This window comes from Paraburkholderia tropica, from assembly GCF_014171495.1.
Lineage (GTDB): Bacteria > Pseudomonadota > Gammaproteobacteria > Burkholderiales > Burkholderiaceae > Paraburkholderia > Paraburkholderia tropica.
In genome coordinates this window covers 416,349-433,363 of sequence record NZ_CP049138.1, presented here as the reverse complement: position 1 = coordinate 433,363, position 17,015 = coordinate 416,349, and the positions used below count along the sequence as shown (strand labels likewise).

Here is a 17,015-nt window from a genome sequence, read left to right as displayed (position 1 = left end):
AAGAGACGACGTCCATCGTGAAGAAAATTTCGGGAAGGATGGCAAAAAGATGTCACGCTACGAACGCCCGAGTGCGCCCGTAGAGCGGCAAATGCGGCTCCGTTGCAATCAGGATCGGACTGCCGTCGGCGTTCAGTCCTTCTTCCACGGAATCCGCGACGCGGCGGATCAGCGACGCAGCATATTCATAGAAGTCGGCATGAAAGCTCGATCCTGTCGTCAATACGTCGGTAGTGTTCATCGATGACGCCGGAGGTATGGATGTAAGCGTCATTTGAAGGCCGCATGGACAGAGCTGTTCCCGGTGTCCAAAGTGATGTCCGTTACTTCAAGTGGTGGGGACTACTTTGGATACACGGAATGCGAGACCATCGAACCGCAAGGGGCGACCGAATTACGCACCGGAGTACCGACGGCAAGTTGCAGTCGCGGCGAGCGAGCCGGGTATTTCTGTGGCCAAGCTCGCGCAGGCGCACGGACTGAATCCCAATATGGTGTTCAAGTGGCGCCGGCAACTGCGGGCGGGCCTGTTTGACGGGGTAACACATGGCACGGCGGTGTTGCTGCCCGTCGCGCTGCCGGATGTACCGACAGACGAGAAGGCCGAACCGGCGTCGCTGGCACTACATCTTGTCGAGCCACGTCGCGAGAGCGTGCCGGCAGCGTCGGGCATCGAGATTGAACTGAACGGTGCCCGTGTGCGCGTCACGGGTATGATCGATCCAGTGCAGTTGCGCCTCGTGCTGCGCTGCCTGATGCCAGCATGATCGCTGCGCCCAGCGGTACCCGCGTATGGCTGGCAGCGGGCATTACCGATATGCGCCGCGGCATGGATGGTCTTGCCGCGCTGGTGCAGTCGACACTCGGACGTGATCCGTTCTCGGGCCACACGCGGCCTCTCATGCAACGGGCGTCAACCGACCCAATTCGGTCACCCCGATCCGTTGCCAGCAGTGGCCACCTCTATGACCGACTTCGATCGACAGAGGCATTTATGCCGGACGCTGGACTTCGTCAGCAAGCCAATCGCGCAGTGCGCAAACCTTGGGATGATCTCGACCGCCTATGCGATAGACGAGGTCGTAGCCTCGCTCCGCCTTGAGCTTGTAATGCGGAAATGGCGCGACGAGCCGCCCTGCCGCGATGTCATCGGCGACCAGCACACTCCGTCCCAGCGCGACACCTTCCCCCCGTATCGCCGCTTCGATGGCCATGCTGCCATGACTGTATGCTGGACCCCGGCCGGTGCGGATCTTGTCTACCTGCGCTAGCGCGAACCACTGTTCCCAGTTCGCCAACATCCTGTCCTCGTGCAGCAGGGTACAACTGGACAAGCTGTCGACGGACGGCAAGCCCTTCGTCCTGGCCTGATACTCCGGGCTGCACACGGGCGTGACGGTTTCATCCATGATCCGCTCTGCTAGCGCGCGCGGATAGCGGCCACTGCCGTAGCGGATCGCCACGTCCGCTTTCCCATCTTGCAGATCGACGTTTATGTCTGTCACGTCCAGATGAACATCGAGTTCGGGATGCAGCGCCTTGAAGCGGTGCAGCCTGAGCGCGAGCCATTTGCTTGCGAACGAGACGCTGGTGCTGATCGTCATGCGCGTGACGCTGTCCTGAGCACGAAGGCGCTCGGCCTCTCTGGTCAGCTCGCCCAGAAGGCGGGTAACAGCGAGCAGCAGTTCGGCACCCGATTCCGTCAACACAATCCGTCGGGTCAATCGCTGGAACAAGGTGACCCCGAGATCGTCTTCAAGTGTCTTGATATGGCGACTGATGGCACCTTGAGTTACGTGCAGTTCCTGCGCTGCGAGCGTCATGCTCAGCAGGCGTCCTGTCGCCTCGAAGGCGCGGAGGGTTTGCAACGGCGGTAGTCGGTCGAACATGAGATCAACGCATGAGTCTAACTCATGCATTATATGACGATAAATGGTTTGTCAATTGTCGTTGCGGACGCCAACATTTGAGACTGGTTTATTCTGCGTTCCGTGCTCAGAGGAAAACATGCAGTTCCATACATGGCTCGTCTTCTTTGTGACCTCTATTGGAATGTCGCTGGCCCCGGGCCCAAACGGGCTGCTCGCGCTGACGCACGGTGCGATGTACGGTAGTCGAAAGACGCTCTTCACCATTTCAGGGGCCGTTGTGGGTTTCATTGCTGTTATTGCGCTCTGCATGTTCGGTATCGGCGCGCTGATCAAGGCTTCGGTCATCTGGCTCACCGTCCTCAAGCTGGTTGGTGGAGCCTACCTTATCTGGCTGGGCGTCCAGGTGTGGCGGTCGCCCGCGATCGCCGTTGCGGCTACCCCGGAAGTCACCAGTGAGGTACGACCATGGTCGCTTGTGCGACAGGGCGCGCTGTCATCTGCCACGAATCCCAAGGGGCTTCTTTTCTTCAGCGCAATCCTGCCTCAGTTCATCGATGCCCAGCGGAGCCTCGTCGTCCAGTTTGTGATCGTGGCCGCCACATATGCGGTCACAGAATTTGCTGCCGAATGCGTCTTTGCATTCGCCGCCAACCGAATCCGTCCGTGGCTCAGTCGAGCTGGGCGGCGCTTCAATTGCGTCTGCGGAGGCATCTTCGTGGCAATTGGCGCCGTGCTACCGCTCCATGTGTAAAATCATGTCGCCTCTGGTCAGGAGTGCCAATTGAACTTTTCTTCCTCCAAAGTTCCGATGTCCAGCCAAAGCTTTTTATCGCCCATGGGAACCGGCCTCGGTCAGGATGCGTCCGCACAGAGCATGGCCGGACTGACGCCGGGAAGTCTCGCCGCCATGCTGCTGCTCGCAGTCATGTGGGGACTGTCGATTCCGGTGACGAAACTGGGGCTGCAGACGTTGCCGCCATTGACGCTGACGGCATTCCGGTTTGCCGTGGCAGTTCCTCTTCTGCTGGTCTTTGCCGTGGGGCGTCATGCGCTGCCTTGGCGGGCTGTGCCACGAGTGGCTGCGCTCGGCGTTCTTGGCATCGGGGGGGGCAGGTTGCCCAGACCTTCGGCGTCGCCGGTACGTCGGCGTCCGTCGGCACGATCATTTCCGCCACCATTCCGCTATTCATCGTTTTCTTCGCAGCCTTAAGGCTGAGGCAGCACGTATCTGCATTGCAGAGAATCGGCCTGCTTGCCGCCTTTGCAGGGATTGCGCTCGTTGCGCTTGGGCATGGTCATGGCGCAGCAGCTACCGCGACGACGCTGACTGGAGCGGGATGGCTTCTGCTATCCGCTGTCGCGATTGCGTTCTACTACGTCTGGAGCGTGGAACTGACCAATGCGTACGGTACCGGCACAGTGGCGGCTTGGAGCACGCTATTCGGTTTCATCGCGTTGCTACCCTGGAGTATCGGTGAAATCAGGCATGTACCGATCCATGTCACCACGGAAGGCATTGCAGCCGCCGTGTATCTGGGGGTCGTGGTGACTGTTGCAGGTCTGTTCCTATGGTTAAACCTCTTGCGCGTCGTTCCGGCTCGCGTCGCCGCGAGCGTTCAGTACCTCCAACCCCTGGTCGGCATCGTCGCGGCGTCTGCGATGTTTGGCGATACGCTCGGGGCGTCATTCATAGGCGGCGCGCTGCTCGTCCTCGCCGGACTCGTACTGACGATGAGCACGCGGAAGACCGCTCATTAGTTGAATCTCAACTGAACGGTCGCTGTCCGGCACAGAAGCGACGCGTGAGCGCCGTGGAGCAGTGAAAGCGAATGTCTCGAACTGCCCGGGTGCCGATTCATGCAACTTGCATACACAGTTTCGGCCTTCCCAACCTGTGACCGGCAGCACGCGACCCTAACCCGTCATCCGATCCTCAGCCTCTCAACGACCGCTGACAAGCAACTTCAGCCGGCGGCCACATTGCTTTCACACGCCGTCTTCGCCGAGCAGAATTCGGCTGAAGTCAGTACGGAATACAGGAGCAGGAACTCGCACCTATCGGCCGGAGTCCGGCTTTCTGCTCGGGAGATTGGCCCTCGATACGGTTTGCCTAGATGGCCGGACTCACGATAACTCGCCGCGGCCCGAAACAAGGTTTGTGTTGATCCACGATGCCACGTCGGTTACCGGAATGGCGTGGCGTTGGTTGAACGTCCCACTCTTGTCCCATGCGACACCTCGCCCTTGAGCAAAGGCCGCACGATACTTGCGCATCATGTTGTTTGGGTCGCGCGCCAGCTCATCCAGCAAATACTGCTCGCTCCACACCGAACGGCTGAACTGCCGCCCGAGGCCCGCTTGCAGCTTGTCGGCAACCTCCCCATAAGTCACGGTGTCGCCGGCCAGATACACGATCTCGTTCCGGATGCGGGGCTGGGCGAACACGATCGCGGCGGTCAGCGCACCGATATCATCGGGCGTTGTCAGCGTCACGGCTGTGTCGAGGCTGCCCAGCGCGTGGACTGCGTCGTTTTGCAAATCGACGACACCGAATTCCGGCTCGAACAGGTAGCTCATGAACATGCCGGTCGAAATGATGACCCACTCCGTGTCGTGCTGACTGCGCAACAACTCGCGCACGTCCAACTGTGCGTCGAAGATGTCCTGCGGACTGCCGCGACCGATTACGTCAAAATCGACCCCGAACTGCCATGGGAAGTATCTCGGGATTCGCGCCTGCAAGGCGGCTCGCGCCAGCTTCATCGGCGTGTCGATTCCGGCGGTAATCCCCGTGCAACCGATTACGGTGTCATATCGCGCGAATAGTGCCGCGAGCTCATCAATGGAGCTCTTCACAATATCGCCTACGACGATCTCGATCCCGAGACCTCGGATCTCCGCGATATCTCGTCGTTTGCCGGGTGCACTGGACTCAACTGTACTTGGGCGCAGCAGCAAGCTGATCTTCGCACCGTCGACGTCCTTAGCCCGGCGCGCAAGATTGCGTAGTACCGGGAGGCCGAGTTCGCCGGCACCAAGCACGAGAATGTTTTGAGACGTAGCGTTAAGATCTGTCTGGTTCATCGTCTAGCCTTACTGAGGAATGCGTTGCCGCAGTCTAGCGTTGCATGGACGTGTATGAAAGAAGGTACATGCATGATACTGGGAGCCAAATAGTTGGATCTAGACGAACTTCTCCGATATTCGCAGACCGTATGCGACGGCCTGCGAGACGATGATGACGGGCTGCGGCGGGAGGTGCTCGCACACGCCGGAAATCGTTGGTCGCTCGGTGTCGTCCACACGCTCGGCGTGTACGGCAGGCTGCGCCATGCCGAAATCGGCAGGCGCATGCACGGGGTGACACAGCGGATGCTGACGCGCACATTACGCCAACTCGAACGTGACGGCCTGGTACGCCGTCACGATTTCGAAGAAGTGCCCCCTAGGGTCGAATACGAGTTATCCGACACGGGCATGGACCTGCTCGTTCGCATGGTCCCGCTGTGGACCTGGATCGTCGAGAACGCGGACCGCTTCCGGGAGGCGAGGCGGAGTTTCGATAGCCAGCACCGCGACGCAAACTCGTAGCCTGCCGGCTGTTGATTCGCCCCCTGTTGCCTGGCAGGGGGAAGGATTGGAGCCCCTCGGCTGAGCGGACGATGGCGGCCGCGCAGGAAGTGCCGCGCTTCAACGCCCGGCGGCCATCGGCGCGATCGATAAATCCCCTGCGAGCAGGAGGCGATTGAAGTCGGCGCCAGCCCTTCGCAAACGCCAGCCTTCGGTGCCGAGCGACATCGATTCGGCTACGCGTATTTGTCACCTACCGTACTGCGAATCGGATGGGTATCGTAGACGATGATCATCCGCTCGATGAGCCCATTGTCGTCGAATTCGAAAACATCGACGCACTCGAAACGCACCGCGGATCCATCTTTTAGCCCCCAGTCGTAGACGAAGTAACCGGTCGCGCGTCGAGCCCCCCTCGTGCTTACGCAGATGTCGATCGGCGTTATTCTGCTTTCTCCAGACGCTGCATTGACCTTCGTAAAGAATGGCGCGGCGTGCATCCAGCCGAGAAACGGCGAGAAGACCTGAGCGTCCGGCGTGAACAACGCGCAGATTCCCCCGACATCGCCGCGCTCCAACTCCGCGAGATAGTTGCGAACCTGCTGGGTGTATAGTGCTTCCGACGATGAGGCCATCTTCATTCTCCGATCATTCGTTGACAACTCGGCGCATTAGAACGGACGCGCATCCGGTACCGGCAAGATAGCGATGCACTGATGACCGAACAATCGAAAAATCCGCAACCCGGGTATGCAAACCGTGCATATCCATTGGCCGACCTTACGCGGCCGCTGCCGCCGCTGACAGCGTTCCAGTCATTCGTCGCCGCAGGGCAACTCGGGAGCATCAGCCGAGCCGCTGACCATCTGTGCCGAACGCAGGGCGCGGTGAGCCGTCAGGTCCAGCAACTAGAATCGCACTACCGGTGTGCACTTTTCGTGCGCCATGCGTCGGGGCTGACGCTGACTGCGGAAGGAAGCGAACTGTTGACCGTGGCCGTAAGCGTGCTCACGCAACTCGTTCAACATGCAGACACTCACACCAGGACAGAGCCTGTCGTCACCCTGCGTTTGCCATCCACGTTCGCGATTCGATGGTTGCTCCCACGGCTGGCAGATATCAAACACGCGTTGCCTGGAACAGAACTTCGCATCTCCACATCGGCGGACGATACACCGGATTTCACTGCACCTGACGTCGACGCCATCGTTGTGCGTGGGACCGGGCAGTGGGCGGGTATGGATGCGGTTCCTTTGTTCGCCGAGCAACTCACACCGATGTGTACACGCCAAATGGCTACATCGCTTGGCTCGGCGGCCGACCTTGCTCATGTCACATTGCTCCATCCCGGGCACGGCCATGAAGAGTGGCAATGCTGGTTGGAAAGCGTTGGGGCACGGCAGATCGACGCGAGCCGCGGGCTCGTTTTCGATACCCTCGAATTGACGCTCACCGCTGCGGCGGAAGGGCATGGCGTTGCAATCGGCGATCCCCGGATGGCAAGGGATCGCCTGCGGGCGGGAACACTGATGACGCCTTTTGCGGACGTGGTGCAAAACGGCTTGTCGTACTTCGTCGTCTATCCATCCCAACGAGCCGTACAGTCCAAGATTCGCGCCCTCGCTGACGTCCTGTTTCGGCTGGCGCAGGAAGACTGATTGTTACCGCGGAAAATTGTCCTGTACTGCGACTTCACAGTCAGCAGGCGACGCGAGCGCGAACACCGCCAATGCCAATGTTCAAATCTTCGATGATCACGTTGCGCATCGCCAATCGGGCCGCCGAAACAGGACGGCACATTTCGACAGGGCAGAGTCTCATAGCTGAGCGGAACTGACGTTCGAATGTCTGCCCGAGAGCGCGGCCGAACGACCGCAAATGGCCGTCTACAGCCTGACGCGCATGCCAGCAGGCGACCCCTAGGAGCCAATCGCCAACGCACTGTCAAGGTCTGCTTTGGAATCGACAGAAGTCATCGCGTGCGTCAAAGCTTGGTCGTAAGTGCTCCGCGACGCCTAGGGATGGTATTCAGAACTCGTTTTGCAGCACTGAGCCATCAACATAGAGCCGATGCGGTGCAAGCGGTGCGGCACCTGGCTCGAATGCAGCGCGACGTTCGGCACAAAGAAGGCGTCGATTGCCTGCCCGCGCGGACGGCTTTTTGCGCTCACGCATTGGCCTCGCGCGTCAGTCGTCCACGCATCATCCATAGGTTGCTTGGGGCGAACAGCGTGTGCAACTGCTGCGGGTTCTTCATCAAGCCGCGACGCACCTTTAGATGCCACCGTGCGCGGCGATGAACATGGCGACGGCCGACCGGCAATAGGATTCGATTTCGTTGTCGTCCTCTGCTCTCGCCTCATCGAAGCGTGCGATAAGCAGGAGATCAGATCCTTTGAAAAGCGCGGCAAACAAGCGGGCGGACCGGAGAGCATCGGGTACGTTCAGAATCGCCTTCGCGTGCAACTGACGCAACACGGCCTCGATCTGGGCGATGACATGGGCGGGCCCCGCTTCGTAATGAAGCTTGCTTAACGACTTTTGATTCGTCTTGTCGGCCAAAACCATGGCTTCGACACTGCGGACGTCCGGGCTCAACAGCGTGCGAAGCAAGGATGATCCCACCGCCATGAGCTGATCTTCGGCCGAACCGTCGACGCCTTCAGAAAGGGCCTGGGGTGCAAATTGACGGCAGTGGGCGGCCATGGCCGCGCTGAATAGCTCCTCCTTGTTCTCGAAGTGCCGATAGATGCTGAGCTTGGATATCTTCGCCCGCTGGGCGACCTTGTCCATGGTCGTCGCTTGAAACCCCAATTCCACAAAGAGTTCGCAGGCGGCGTCGACGATCGTTTGGCGAAGCGCCTCGTTGGCGGGCCGGCCGCGCCGGCCCTGGCTATTTTCGGTCACGACAATTCCAGTACTTGACAGTATTCAAATTCGTGGATTACGATACCACGCAGTATCGTAATGTGCAAGCCAAGGGTAGGCGATATCGCCGGCGGCCCGGGGAAACCTCATTTGGACGCCGGACGATATTGCACACCACGCCCGGCCCACCCCACCATCCACAACACGGAGCCCATCAGCATGGATGACGTCATCATCATCGGAGGCAGCTTTGCCGGCCTCGCGGCCGCCCTGCAGCTCGGCCGTGCCCGCCGCAAGGTCACCGTTCTCGATACCGGCCGGCCGCGCAACCGCTTTGCCGGCCACTCGCATGGCTTGCTCGGCCACGATCACAAGCCGCCGCTGGACATCCTGGTCGAGGCGCGGCAGCAGCTGTCGCGCTATCCCGCGATCAGGCTGGTCAATGCCCGGGCCGAGAGCGTGTCTGGCGCCATCGACGATTTCTGCGTCGTCACTGACGATCACGAAAGCCTGAGGGCGCGCCGCGTGATCCTGAGCTATGGCGTCGCCGACCAGATGCCTGATGTTCCGGGCTTTGCCGAAAGCTGGGGCACGTCCATCGTGCCCTGCCCCTATTGCGACGGCTTTGAAGTCGCCGGCCAGCATTGGGGCCTCGTTTGGTCCAGCCCGCAGTCGTACCAGTCTGCCAGGCTGTTCCGCGATTGGACTGACAAGTTGACTATCTTCACCGATGGTCATGACATTGCGCCCGATATCCAGGCCGACCTGGCGCGCCGCAACATACCTCTCGTCGACGGCCGGATCGTCGAGATCGCCCACCAGAACGGCCATATCACCACCGTCAATCTCGATACCCGCCGCAACGTCGCGGTCGACGTCCTGTTCGCCCATCCGCGCAATAAGCCGTCCGCAAGCCTGCATGAATCACTGGGCCTCGCCACGGTCGATACGCCCACCGGCATCGTCCTCGAGGTCGACGAGCGCCGCCAAACCAGCATGCCCGGAATCTACGCCGCCGGCGACCTCGCCACACCGTTCTTGCCCTCGGTCACTCAAGCATCATCGCAGGGCGCGATGGCGGGCATCTTCGCCCAGCAATCGATGGTGGTTTGAGAGCACAGATTCCATCCCGGGGGGAGATCGACCACGCCCTTCTGGATGCGGCGGCCGAACAGGTTCGCGAAACCGTCGCCGATCGAAAGGATAGGCGGGTGTTCCGATTGGGAATGCGGCTGAGCCCCATTCGCTGATCAAAGAGTTGAGGAAGAGAACAATGTCGAAAGAACCAATGAACAGCTTCGCCGGAAAATGGGCTCTTATCACTGGGGCGTCGAGTGGCCTCGGCCTTGAATTCGCAGATCTACTGGCTGCGCAGAAGGTCAATCTCGTATTGGCGGCCCGACGGCAGGAGTCGATGGAAAAGCTTGCCCGCGATCTCCGCCGCAAATACGGGGTGCATGTGCTGGTCGAGGCGATCGATCTTGCCTCGCCTGGCGCGGCCACCCGCTTGAAATGCAGTCTCGACGCGAGGTCGGTGACCGTCGACGTCTTGTTGAACAATGCCGGATACGGCTTGCACGGCAACTTATTGGAAACGCCGATCGAGCGGACCGCGAACATGATCCAGCTCAACATCACGACGCTCACGGAGCTGACCTATCTCTTCGGCCGCGATATGGGCAAACGGCGATCTGGACACATACTTCTCGTCGCTAGCCTCATGGCCTTCCAGGCCGTTCCCAGCTACGCGGCCTATGCTGCAACCAAGGCATATGTACTCGCCCTTGGCGAGGCCGTGCACGACGAACTGCGCCCGCATGGTGTGGTTGTTACCACTCTCTGCCCGGGGCACACCGCGACGGGCTTCGATGAGGCAGCCGGCGCAACCACATCGGCCTTGCTGCGCCTCCTCACCATGAAGCCTCGTCCGGTCGCCGTGAGCGGTATTCGGGCGTTGTTGCAAGGAAAGGCTATGGTGGTCGCGGGCCTGTCGAACAAGCTGGCAGCCTTTTCAAATCGTCTGACGCCGCGATCAATGCAAAGGGCTACGTTGAAAAGAATAGTGGACGCGTAACGCCTGGAGCGCTGGCGTGCGGGGTTCCTCGAACAAGCGGGGGCTCTGACTGCGATGCGCGCTTTGGCATCGGTTCGGCTGCCCTTTGCCTAGAACAGAGGGGAGTTAGTTGAGAACGAATCGGAACAAGGAGATGACATGGCAAAGCAAAATGCCTATCAGGTCGGCGACTGGAATGGTCAAAGCGGGGAGCGCTGGGTCGCCAACCAGACCCGGCTTGACGCCATGGTGGCGGTGTTCGGCCAGGCCGCGATAGAAGCCGCCTCGCCCATGACGGATGAGCGCGTGCTGGACGTCGGCTGCGGCGCAGGCGCGTCGAGTCTGGCTCTGGCCGCCCGCGTCGGCGCGGGGGGCCACGTGCTGGGCGTGGACATATCCGAACCGCTGATCGGCCGGGCGCGCGCGCTTGCGCCACAGGACACGCCGGTCCTGTTCCAGGTGGCCGACGCCAGCAGCGCGGAGCTGCCCGAGGGCGCGTTCGACGTCCTGTTCTCGCGCTTCGGGGTGATGTTCTTCGACGATCCGACAGCGGCGTTCGTCCATATGCGACGCGCGCTGCGGCCGGGCGGGCGGGTCGCTTTCGTCTGCTGGCGCGGCGCGGCCGAGAACGATTGGGTGCGCCTGCCGATGGGCGCGCTCAAGGGCATCGTCCCGCCGAGCGCGCTGCCCGGTCCCGAAGCGCCCGGCCCATTCTCGTTCGGCGACCGGGGTCGCGTGGCACGCATCCTGACGGCGGCCGGCTTCACCGATATCGCTATCGCGCCCTTCGATGCTTCCGTCCCGTTCGGCGAGGGCGGGACGCGGGACGCTGCGATCGACGACGCGGTGAAGATGACGCTCGAGGTCGGCCCGCTGTCGCGCTCGCTCGCTGATAAGCCTGACGACATCCGCGCGCGCGCCTCGGCCGCGGTTCGTGCCGCCTTCGCGGGCCTCCCCGGCGAACGGTCGGTGATGATCAACGGCGCTGCGTGGATCGTCATGGCACGCAATCCGGCAAGCTGACAGGGATTAACAGGGGAGTCGCCCCCGCTCGGTGGAGCGGGGCGTCTTTGGCCGCTCAGATAGTCAGGGGCCGTTCTGAGGAGGCGAGCCGACGTTCGTAGAGTCGGCACGAAGGGCCCTTATTGGCCGGGTTCTGCCCGGTGGTGAATGCACCAAACCGACCCGAAGCCGCCGGTCAAGGTCGCTGCTCGTATGTCTCGAGGCACCTAAAGAACAGTCGCTCAAAGTTCCGATGCGCACGGCGCGCTCCGCGAACTGACTTTAGCTCACACGTGACACGGCCTTTCGTTCGGGCTTCCCGCCCATGGTACGAGCGCGTGATGGTTAGACCAACGGTCCAGCGCGTCCTAAGCGCAGAGGGTCGCTAGGGAGCCGAAGCGGGTTGCAGCGTGAGTTCCTGGTTGGCCCACGCACATCTTTGGAAAGCTCGCCGCCCGGAAGCTGCGAGCACTCTTGGCGAGGGTGCCGGCCGTCTGCGGGTCAACTGCGATCGCACCCGGGCGAGCATACAGTCCGTGCTTTAGATGGCCGACGCGCGACCGCCGCGATTCGATGAACGAACCTTCCAAATCTCACGAATGCACTCGCGTGAAGCCGTCTGGACTCCAGTCCTCGCTGCCGACCCCGTGATGGACGAAAAAGAATCCCGCCGGGTCGTAGCGGTTCTTGATCGCTTTCAGGCGCGCATAGTTTGTCCCCCAGAACGCTTCGCGCCAATCGCCGCGGAAAAAATCTGTTTCCGAAAGGTAGGAGCCGCCTTGTGGTGACAATGCTTTAAGAACGGCCGCAGCTTTCGCTACACGCTCGGCCTGGCGACGCGCCTCTATGATGTCGGGCCGTGTGATCGGGAGCCCCGGAAACGGCGGCGGACCACCCGCGGCGACAATCATCAGGGCGAACGCGTCGGCAACTTTCGGATTCATGGCGCACTGACGTGCCCGTTCGTTCACCTCCGCGGGGGCGCCCGCGAGTCCTTTGTTGAAATGCAGTTCCACGGCCTGAAATTGGGCGGCCTCCATAAGCGCCCCGGCAAGCTGGCCGCGCCGGGGTGGTTCGAGAAGCGTCGCGGGCAGCCATTGCGACTCGTAGCCGTGCAGAAATAGTGAGGCCTGGTCTCCATCGCCTCGCCACCAACCGTGCTGGGCGGGCGCTCCGGCGCGCGGGTCGGGCACCAGTCCCGGGTTGGACTTGAGATCCCACCAGCGGCGTGCGGGACCGGCGCCGATCCGCGGTTCGCCATCTAAAGTGAAATCTGCCGGTGAGGCGCGGACCCAATCGGTGAACGGCGCCCAGACCGCTTGGGCCTGTTCTTCGTTGAGGCCCTGACACACCATCGACACGCGGACTTCGTCTTCGCGGAAAACAAGCTGCTCACCCCATTGTGGATTGAACAGGTTTTCGGCGTAGTGATCGACGAGCCGTTCGACCAGCCGACGGTATGCCTCGCGCGATGACGCCTTGACCGTGAATTCGGCCCAGCCAAAGTGCTCAGGCAGATCGTGGGTTTGCAAAGTGATCCTGGTCAGTACACCGAAACTGCCGCCTCCTCCGCCTTTCAACGCCCAGAAAAGATCGGGCTCCCGCGATGCGTTGACCGTGCGGACAACGCCGTCAGCGGTGACGACCTCGGCCTGGAGCAGGCTCGCGGCCGCCAATCCATAACGCTTCGAGAACGACCCGAAACCGCCGCCCTGGACGAGGCCGGCCACCCCCACGCTCGCACAACCGCCGCCCTGGACGTATCGCCCCGCCTGAGTGGTGACGGCAGCGTAGACGTCGATCCACATGCAGCCGGCCTCGACCGTCACAGCGGGCGTGGGCGGCATCGAGGAGCCCAGCGGCACAAAGGCGTCGTGCAGTTCGATGCGGTTCATCGCGCGTGTCCAGATCAAAAGCGAATCCGGCGCGTTCGAGCCGCCCAGATAACTATGCCCCCCGCCTTTCACCACCAGACGCAGATTATGTCGGCGGACGAAATTGATGCCGGCAACCACGTCCGCCGTAGAACGGGCGGCCACGGCGTAGGCGCTCGCGCGGGGTGTCCATCCGTCGAGCCAGCCTGAGATCTGGGTGCCGCCGGGATCGTCGCCGAGCGCGATCGGGTTTCGCGCTTCCTCAAGGCGAGCAAGACAAGCGGGCGTGTGGGGTGCTTCCGCACAGGTCTGCCAGACCGTCGTGGGTCGCAACAAATTTCCACCCACTGCGCGACTCAGCGCCCGCCACTCCTCTGCTTCTGGCCACGCAGGATCACCAGGCTGGATGCGGCCCATGACACCCACGACCGGAGTCACGTCCGCAAAGATCGTGGCAGTGGGAAGCAATGGCAGAGCGGCAACACCCTTTAGCAGGCAACGTCTCTTCACGTCGTCTCATTTCCTTATCGAGCGACAATCAGCTTCGAGAACCATCTTTTCTGGAACCAGGAGCGGGCCCGACAGGCTTCAATCGAGCGGGTAACCAAGGGCCGTTACCAAAAGGTCAAAGCGCCCCTCGGTTGTCCGTGCAACATCATAGATGAGATGCCTACCTCGATGCGTGGGCCGCGATGCTCAGGCCGTCTGTGAAAATCCCAATGACTTGGTCCCAGAAGGCGGAAAGAAATTCGGGATCACCGAAGTATTCTGAAAGACACTCATCCGGCCGCCGAAAAGCGTATTGCCCGATGTCGAAACGAAGGTCGACGTACCATTTTCAGCAGCCTGCGCACTCTTCGCGAACAGCAAAAAGCCCGCTGCGGTGGTCGGATCCTGGCCGAGATCCATCTTGCTCCCGTCGGCCAGCTTGTAATCGCCGTCCTTCATCTGATATTTTTGCGCATCCTGCCCAAGCGACTGGAAAAGCGACATAAACCCTCCGAGCGCGTCCGCTTTCTCGCTAACCGCGTCGGACTGGGATGCGGTGAGCGGCGTTCCATCCGCTTCAGACCACTTTGCATAGCCGCTAACCGCGTCACTATGAAAAGCGTTAACCGAAGCGACGAGTGAAGCGTTTCCGTTAAGCATGCCTTGAAGCCACGCTATATCGTTTGCGCCAAGGTCCTTGGACGTGACCTCGATCGAGCCGTTGCTCGAATGGAAATCAAAGTGGGCATTGGCGAGGTCCGGCCTCTGCGACAGGACTGACTGCATTGTGGACGTCAGGGCGTTAGCGATGTTCCGCGCGTCGTTTCCCATTTTCAACGGGGCGCCCAAAGCATCCAGATACTTTGCAACGCGAGCCGCTGTCACAGACGGGTCAACGACAGTCACAGCAACTTGCGTCGGCGACGCTTGCGTGGCTGGCGAAGACTGCATCAACCCGGGAGAACCCAGCGGGAGTTGGCTTTGGCCCAATGCCACCGGGTTCGAATTTGCCAACGTAATTGGCGCGCTCATTCGTTCCTCTCTCTTTGTCCTGTAAGCGGGTTTACGACGACTTTGCGGAAAACGTGAGGCTTGGATTGAAATCGCCGAACGAATGGCGAGGGTACAACGAATCGCCGATTGGGCAAAGATCTCCGTGAGGACACGACCACGTCTGCGTAGACAATTTGGTCTAGACAAGTTACTCTACGTCATCCCGTCTCTGCTCGAAGGTGTCGTCATGACCAAAGCTACTGCCGCGACCAGGCCGACTGCGGCTGAACTCGAACTCCTGCGGGTTCTATGGCCAATCGGCTCCGCCACCGTCAAGCAGGTCCATCAGGCCATGCATGAGGAACGTGCGGACGTTACCTATGCCAGCGTATTGCGCCAGATGCAGGTCATGCATGCGAAGGGGCTGCTGACGCGCGACGAAAGTGAGCGTTCCCACGTCTACGCGCCCGCGCAAAGCCAGAACATGCTGCAAACCAGCCTGCTGAAGGAACTGATCCACAAGGCGTTCTCGGGTTCGGGCAAGGCACTTGTCATGGCCGCTTTGCGCAAGCACGTTAGTCAGGAGGAACGAGAGGAAATTCGCAAATTTCTCCATGGAGATAAGCGATGAGCCCATTTGCCTGGACGCTTGTTCAGGCATTGGGCTGGGCGCTCATTTGCTTCGCATGGAAGGGTGCCTTGATCGGCGTGGCAACGGCGCTCTCGTTGCGGCTAATGCGTAACGCCAGTCCGCAACGTCGCTATGCGCTCCTCTGCCTTTCGCTTCTTTTGTGTCTCGCGATACCAGTGCTCGATGCGTACCGCGGTATCGAAGCGGCGTCGCGGCCATCTGGCTGGTTTCGCGCGACCGATTCTCTCATCGTGCCAACGAAGCACACACGCGATACATTCACGATTGAGAACGTCCTGCCCTGGCTGGTTGCGGCATGGCTGGTCGGTGTCGCCGCCATGTCGTGCCGGCTGACCGCCGGCTTGCTGTGGGTACGTCGGATCGGACACGCGTTTCCCGCTTGGCCAGATCCCCGGTGGCAGGACTACATGTCGGCGCTTGCCGTGCGTTGCGGGCTGTCGCGTCCGGTGACGCTGTGCGTGGCAACGCATCTCGCAAGCCCGCTGACGATCGGCTGGTGGCGACCGCTCGTGCTTGTTCCGGCTGCGTTGCTGACGCGCATGCCACCCGATCTGCTCGAAGCGGTGCTTGCCCACGAAATCGCGCATATCAAGCGCGCCGACTATCTGGTCAATCTGCTGCAAAGCGTGATCGAGGCGCTGCTGTTTTTTCATCCGGCAGTGTGGTGGCTGTCGCACCGGATTCGTATCGAGCGGGAATGCGTCGCCGATCAAATAGCCGGCACGCTCATTCAAAACCCTCGGCGTTTGGCGCTTGCGCTCGAGGAGCTCGACGCGCTTCAATCGTCGAGTGCCGGATACGCGCGAGTCGCGCAATCGGCGCGGGGCGGCCAGTTGCTGGACCGCATCAAACGCCTCTGCCACCCCGTCCCGCCCTCGCCGCACTGGGTCGCGTGCGTCCCGGCCATCACGGTTTGCTTCGTCGCGTTGTGCGTGACGGCGCAGACACTGTGGCAGGTGCCCGTGTCGCAACCCGCGGCGGGCATCGTGCCTGCCGGGTTGCTCGCATCGAGCCACGTCGTGGTGATCGACGACAAATCCGGTCATGTCCTGTTCCAGAAGCGCCCGGACGATATCGTGCCGATCGCATCGTTGACGAAGTTGATGACCGCCATGGTCGTGCTCGATGCCCGGCCCGATATGAACCGGACCATTCGCATCGACGCCAGCGACGCCGAAGCATTGCGGCCCAGCCGCACGGGATTGCCGGTCGGCGCAAGTCTGCCCCTTCATGTAGTGCTGCAACTCGCTCTGATGTCGTCGAATAACAGCGCGGCATATGCGCTGGCGCATGACTATCCCGGCGGCTACCCGGCGTTCCAGGCCGCGATGCGAGCCAAGATTGCTGCGCTCGGCCTGAAGCACACGACGATCGAAGAGCCAACCGGCCTCTCGCCGCTCAACACGTCGACGGCAAGCTCGTCGAGTACCAGAACACGAATCCGCTCGTCGGGCAAAAGGGCTGGGACATTGCCTTGTCGAAGACCGGCTATACCGACGCGGCCGGACGTTGCCTGATCATGCGGCTGCGCTCGGTTCGGGACAGCGTCACGATGGTGTTTCTGGACGCCGGGCCGGCTGCGTTCCCTGCGCGCGACGCGATCAACATCCGTCGCCTCCTGCTCGCCCACAAGCTGGCTTGAC

Annotated in this window: 20 protein-coding genes and 1 pseudogene; 13 read left to right on the top strand and 8 right to left on the bottom strand. The window is 61.3% G+C overall.

What is annotated here, in order from left to right; all coding sequences use genetic code 11:
* Positions 1-52 precede the first annotated feature (52 nt).
* Complete coding sequence (locus tag G5S35_RS39165) at positions 53-241, bottom strand: hypothetical protein (RefSeq protein ID WP_183040791.1); 189 nt, start codon at positions 239-241, stop codon at positions 53-55.
* 91 nt (positions 242-332) lie between these two features.
* Between G5S35_RS39165 and tnpA the strand changes: the two genes are divergently transcribed.
* The gene (gene tnpA, locus G5S35_RS39160) at positions 333-767 is read left to right on the top strand and encodes an IS66-like element accessory protein TnpA (protein ID WP_183040790.1); all 435 of its coding nucleotides are present in this window, start codon (positions 333-335) and stop codon (positions 765-767) included.
* Entirely contained in the window at positions 764-1,102 is a 339-nt protein-coding gene (gene tnpB / locus G5S35_RS40420) for an IS66 family insertion sequence element accessory protein TnpB (protein WP_183040789.1), read from the top strand. The genes tnpA and tnpB overlap by 4 nt, the downstream gene beginning before the upstream one ends.
* Here the strand turns inward: tnpB and gcvA are convergent.
* Positions 993-1,889, bottom strand: coding sequence for a transcriptional regulator GcvA (gene gcvA / locus G5S35_RS39150; protein ID WP_183040788.1), 897 nt, complete (start codon positions 1,887-1,889; stop codon positions 993-995). The two genes, tnpB and gcvA, sit on opposite strands and share 110 nt — an antisense overlap.
* 118 nt (positions 1,890-2,007) lie before the next feature.
* On the opposite strand from gcvA, the gene G5S35_RS39145 reads away from it, so the two are divergent.
* The 3 genes from G5S35_RS39145 to G5S35_RS39960 are packed head-to-tail and all read left to right on the top strand — an operon-like array spanning position 2,008 to position 3,629.
* On the top strand, positions 2,008-2,622 hold the full coding sequence (locus tag G5S35_RS39145) for a LysE family translocator (RefSeq protein ID WP_183040787.1): 615 nt from the start codon (positions 2,008-2,010) through the stop codon (positions 2,620-2,622).
* Positions 2,623-2,652: 30 nt separating this feature from the next.
* Positions 2,653-3,081, top strand: a complete 429-nt coding sequence (locus tag G5S35_RS39965; RefSeq protein WP_272904535.1) for a DMT family transporter — start codon at positions 2,653-2,655, stop codon at positions 3,079-3,081.
* Entirely contained in the window at positions 3,033-3,629 is a 597-nt protein-coding gene (locus tag G5S35_RS39960; RefSeq protein ID WP_272904536.1) for a DMT family transporter, read from the top strand. Before G5S35_RS39965 ends, G5S35_RS39960 begins: the two co-directional genes overlap by 49 nt.
* Before the next feature lie 366 nt (positions 3,630-3,995).
* Here G5S35_RS39960 and G5S35_RS39135 read toward each other — a convergent pair whose 3' ends face one another.
* Positions 3,996-4,955 carry an aromatic alcohol reductase gene (locus tag G5S35_RS39135; protein ID WP_183040786.1) on the bottom strand — a complete coding sequence of 320 codons (960 nt, stop codon included), beginning with the start codon at positions 4,953-4,955 and terminating at the stop codon, positions 3,996-3,998.
* 93 nt (positions 4,956-5,048) lie between these two features.
* Here G5S35_RS39135 and G5S35_RS39130 point away from each other — a divergent pair, with 93 nt between their 5' ends.
* On the top strand, positions 5,049-5,462 hold the full coding sequence (locus G5S35_RS39130) for a winged helix-turn-helix transcriptional regulator (RefSeq protein ID WP_183040785.1): 414 nt from the start codon (positions 5,049-5,051) through the stop codon (positions 5,460-5,462).
* 215 nt (positions 5,463-5,677) lie between these two features.
* On the opposite strand, the gene G5S35_RS39125 is transcribed toward G5S35_RS39130, so the two are convergent.
* Positions 5,678-6,076, bottom strand: coding sequence for a nuclear transport factor 2 family protein (locus G5S35_RS39125; RefSeq protein WP_183040861.1), 399 nt, complete (start codon positions 6,074-6,076; stop codon positions 5,678-5,680).
* Between the two features lie 81 nt (positions 6,077-6,157).
* Here G5S35_RS39125 and G5S35_RS39120 point away from each other — a divergent pair, with 81 nt between their 5' ends.
* Positions 6,158-7,099 carry a LysR substrate-binding domain-containing protein gene (locus G5S35_RS39120; RefSeq protein ID WP_183040784.1) on the top strand — a complete coding sequence of 314 codons (942 nt, stop codon included), beginning with the start codon at positions 6,158-6,160 and terminating at the stop codon, positions 7,097-7,099.
* A 509-nt stretch (positions 7,100-7,608) separates the two neighbouring features.
* On the opposite strand, the pseudogene G5S35_RS39115 reads toward G5S35_RS39120, so the two are convergent.
* Together G5S35_RS39115 and G5S35_RS39110 are read right to left on the bottom strand one after the other, a co-directional pair.
* A pseudogene (locus G5S35_RS39115) lies at positions 7,609-7,728 on the bottom strand (IS5/IS1182 family transposase); the annotation flags it as partial.
* Positions 7,716-8,348 (bottom strand): TetR/AcrR family transcriptional regulator, encoded by a 633-nt coding sequence (locus G5S35_RS39110; protein ID WP_183040783.1) that lies wholly within the window; start codon positions 8,346-8,348, stop codon positions 7,716-7,718. The pseudogene G5S35_RS39115 and the gene G5S35_RS39110, both read right to left, overlap by 13 nt.
* A 180-nt stretch (positions 8,349-8,528) precedes the next feature.
* Here G5S35_RS39110 and G5S35_RS39105 point away from each other — a divergent pair, with 180 nt between their 5' ends.
* The 3 genes from G5S35_RS39105 to G5S35_RS39095 all read left to right on the top strand — a co-directional run bounded on the left by G5S35_RS39105 (position 8,529) and on the right by G5S35_RS39095 (position 11,385).
* Complete coding sequence (locus G5S35_RS39105; RefSeq protein ID WP_183040782.1) at positions 8,529-9,422, top strand: NAD(P)/FAD-dependent oxidoreductase; 894 nt, start codon at positions 8,529-8,531, stop codon at positions 9,420-9,422.
* 160 nt (positions 9,423-9,582) lie between these two features.
* Positions 9,583-10,383 (top strand): SDR family NAD(P)-dependent oxidoreductase, encoded by an 801-nt coding sequence (locus G5S35_RS39100; protein ID WP_183040781.1) that lies wholly within the window; start codon positions 9,583-9,585, stop codon positions 10,381-10,383.
* 138 nt (positions 10,384-10,521) lie between these two features.
* Positions 10,522-11,385, top strand: coding sequence for a class I SAM-dependent methyltransferase (locus tag G5S35_RS39095; RefSeq protein WP_183040780.1), 864 nt, complete (start codon positions 10,522-10,524; stop codon positions 11,383-11,385).
* Between the two features lie 572 nt (positions 11,386-11,957).
* Here the strand turns inward: G5S35_RS39095 and G5S35_RS39090 are convergent.
* Entirely contained in the window at positions 11,958-13,655 is a 1,698-nt protein-coding gene (locus G5S35_RS39090) for an FAD-binding oxidoreductase (RefSeq protein ID WP_202035071.1), read from the bottom strand.
* Positions 13,656-13,934: 279 nt separating this feature from the next.
* Positions 13,935-14,759, bottom strand: coding sequence for a hypothetical protein (locus G5S35_RS39085; RefSeq protein WP_183040778.1), 825 nt, complete (start codon positions 14,757-14,759; stop codon positions 13,935-13,937).
* A 208-nt stretch (positions 14,760-14,967) separates the two neighbouring features.
* Between G5S35_RS39085 and G5S35_RS39080 the strand changes: the two genes are divergently transcribed.
* Genes G5S35_RS39080 through G5S35_RS40155 form a run of 3 tightly spaced genes read left to right on the top strand, consistent with a single transcriptional unit; the run spans position 14,968 to position 17,014 of the window.
* Positions 14,968-15,351: a BlaI/MecI/CopY family transcriptional regulator gene (locus tag G5S35_RS39080; RefSeq protein ID WP_074987102.1), complete on the top strand. Its 384-nt coding sequence runs from the start codon at positions 14,968-14,970 to the stop codon at positions 15,349-15,351.
* On the top strand, positions 15,348-16,889 hold the full coding sequence (locus G5S35_RS39955) for a M56 family metallopeptidase (RefSeq protein ID WP_272904534.1): 1,542 nt from the start codon (positions 15,348-15,350) through the stop codon (positions 16,887-16,889). The genes G5S35_RS39080 and G5S35_RS39955 overlap by 4 nt, the downstream gene beginning before the upstream one ends.
* Positions 16,847-17,014, top strand: a complete 168-nt coding sequence (locus tag G5S35_RS40155) for a hypothetical protein (protein WP_272904533.1) — start codon at positions 16,847-16,849, stop codon at positions 17,012-17,014. Before G5S35_RS39955 ends, G5S35_RS40155 begins: the two co-directional genes overlap by 43 nt.
* Position 17,015: the final 1 nt, after the last annotated feature.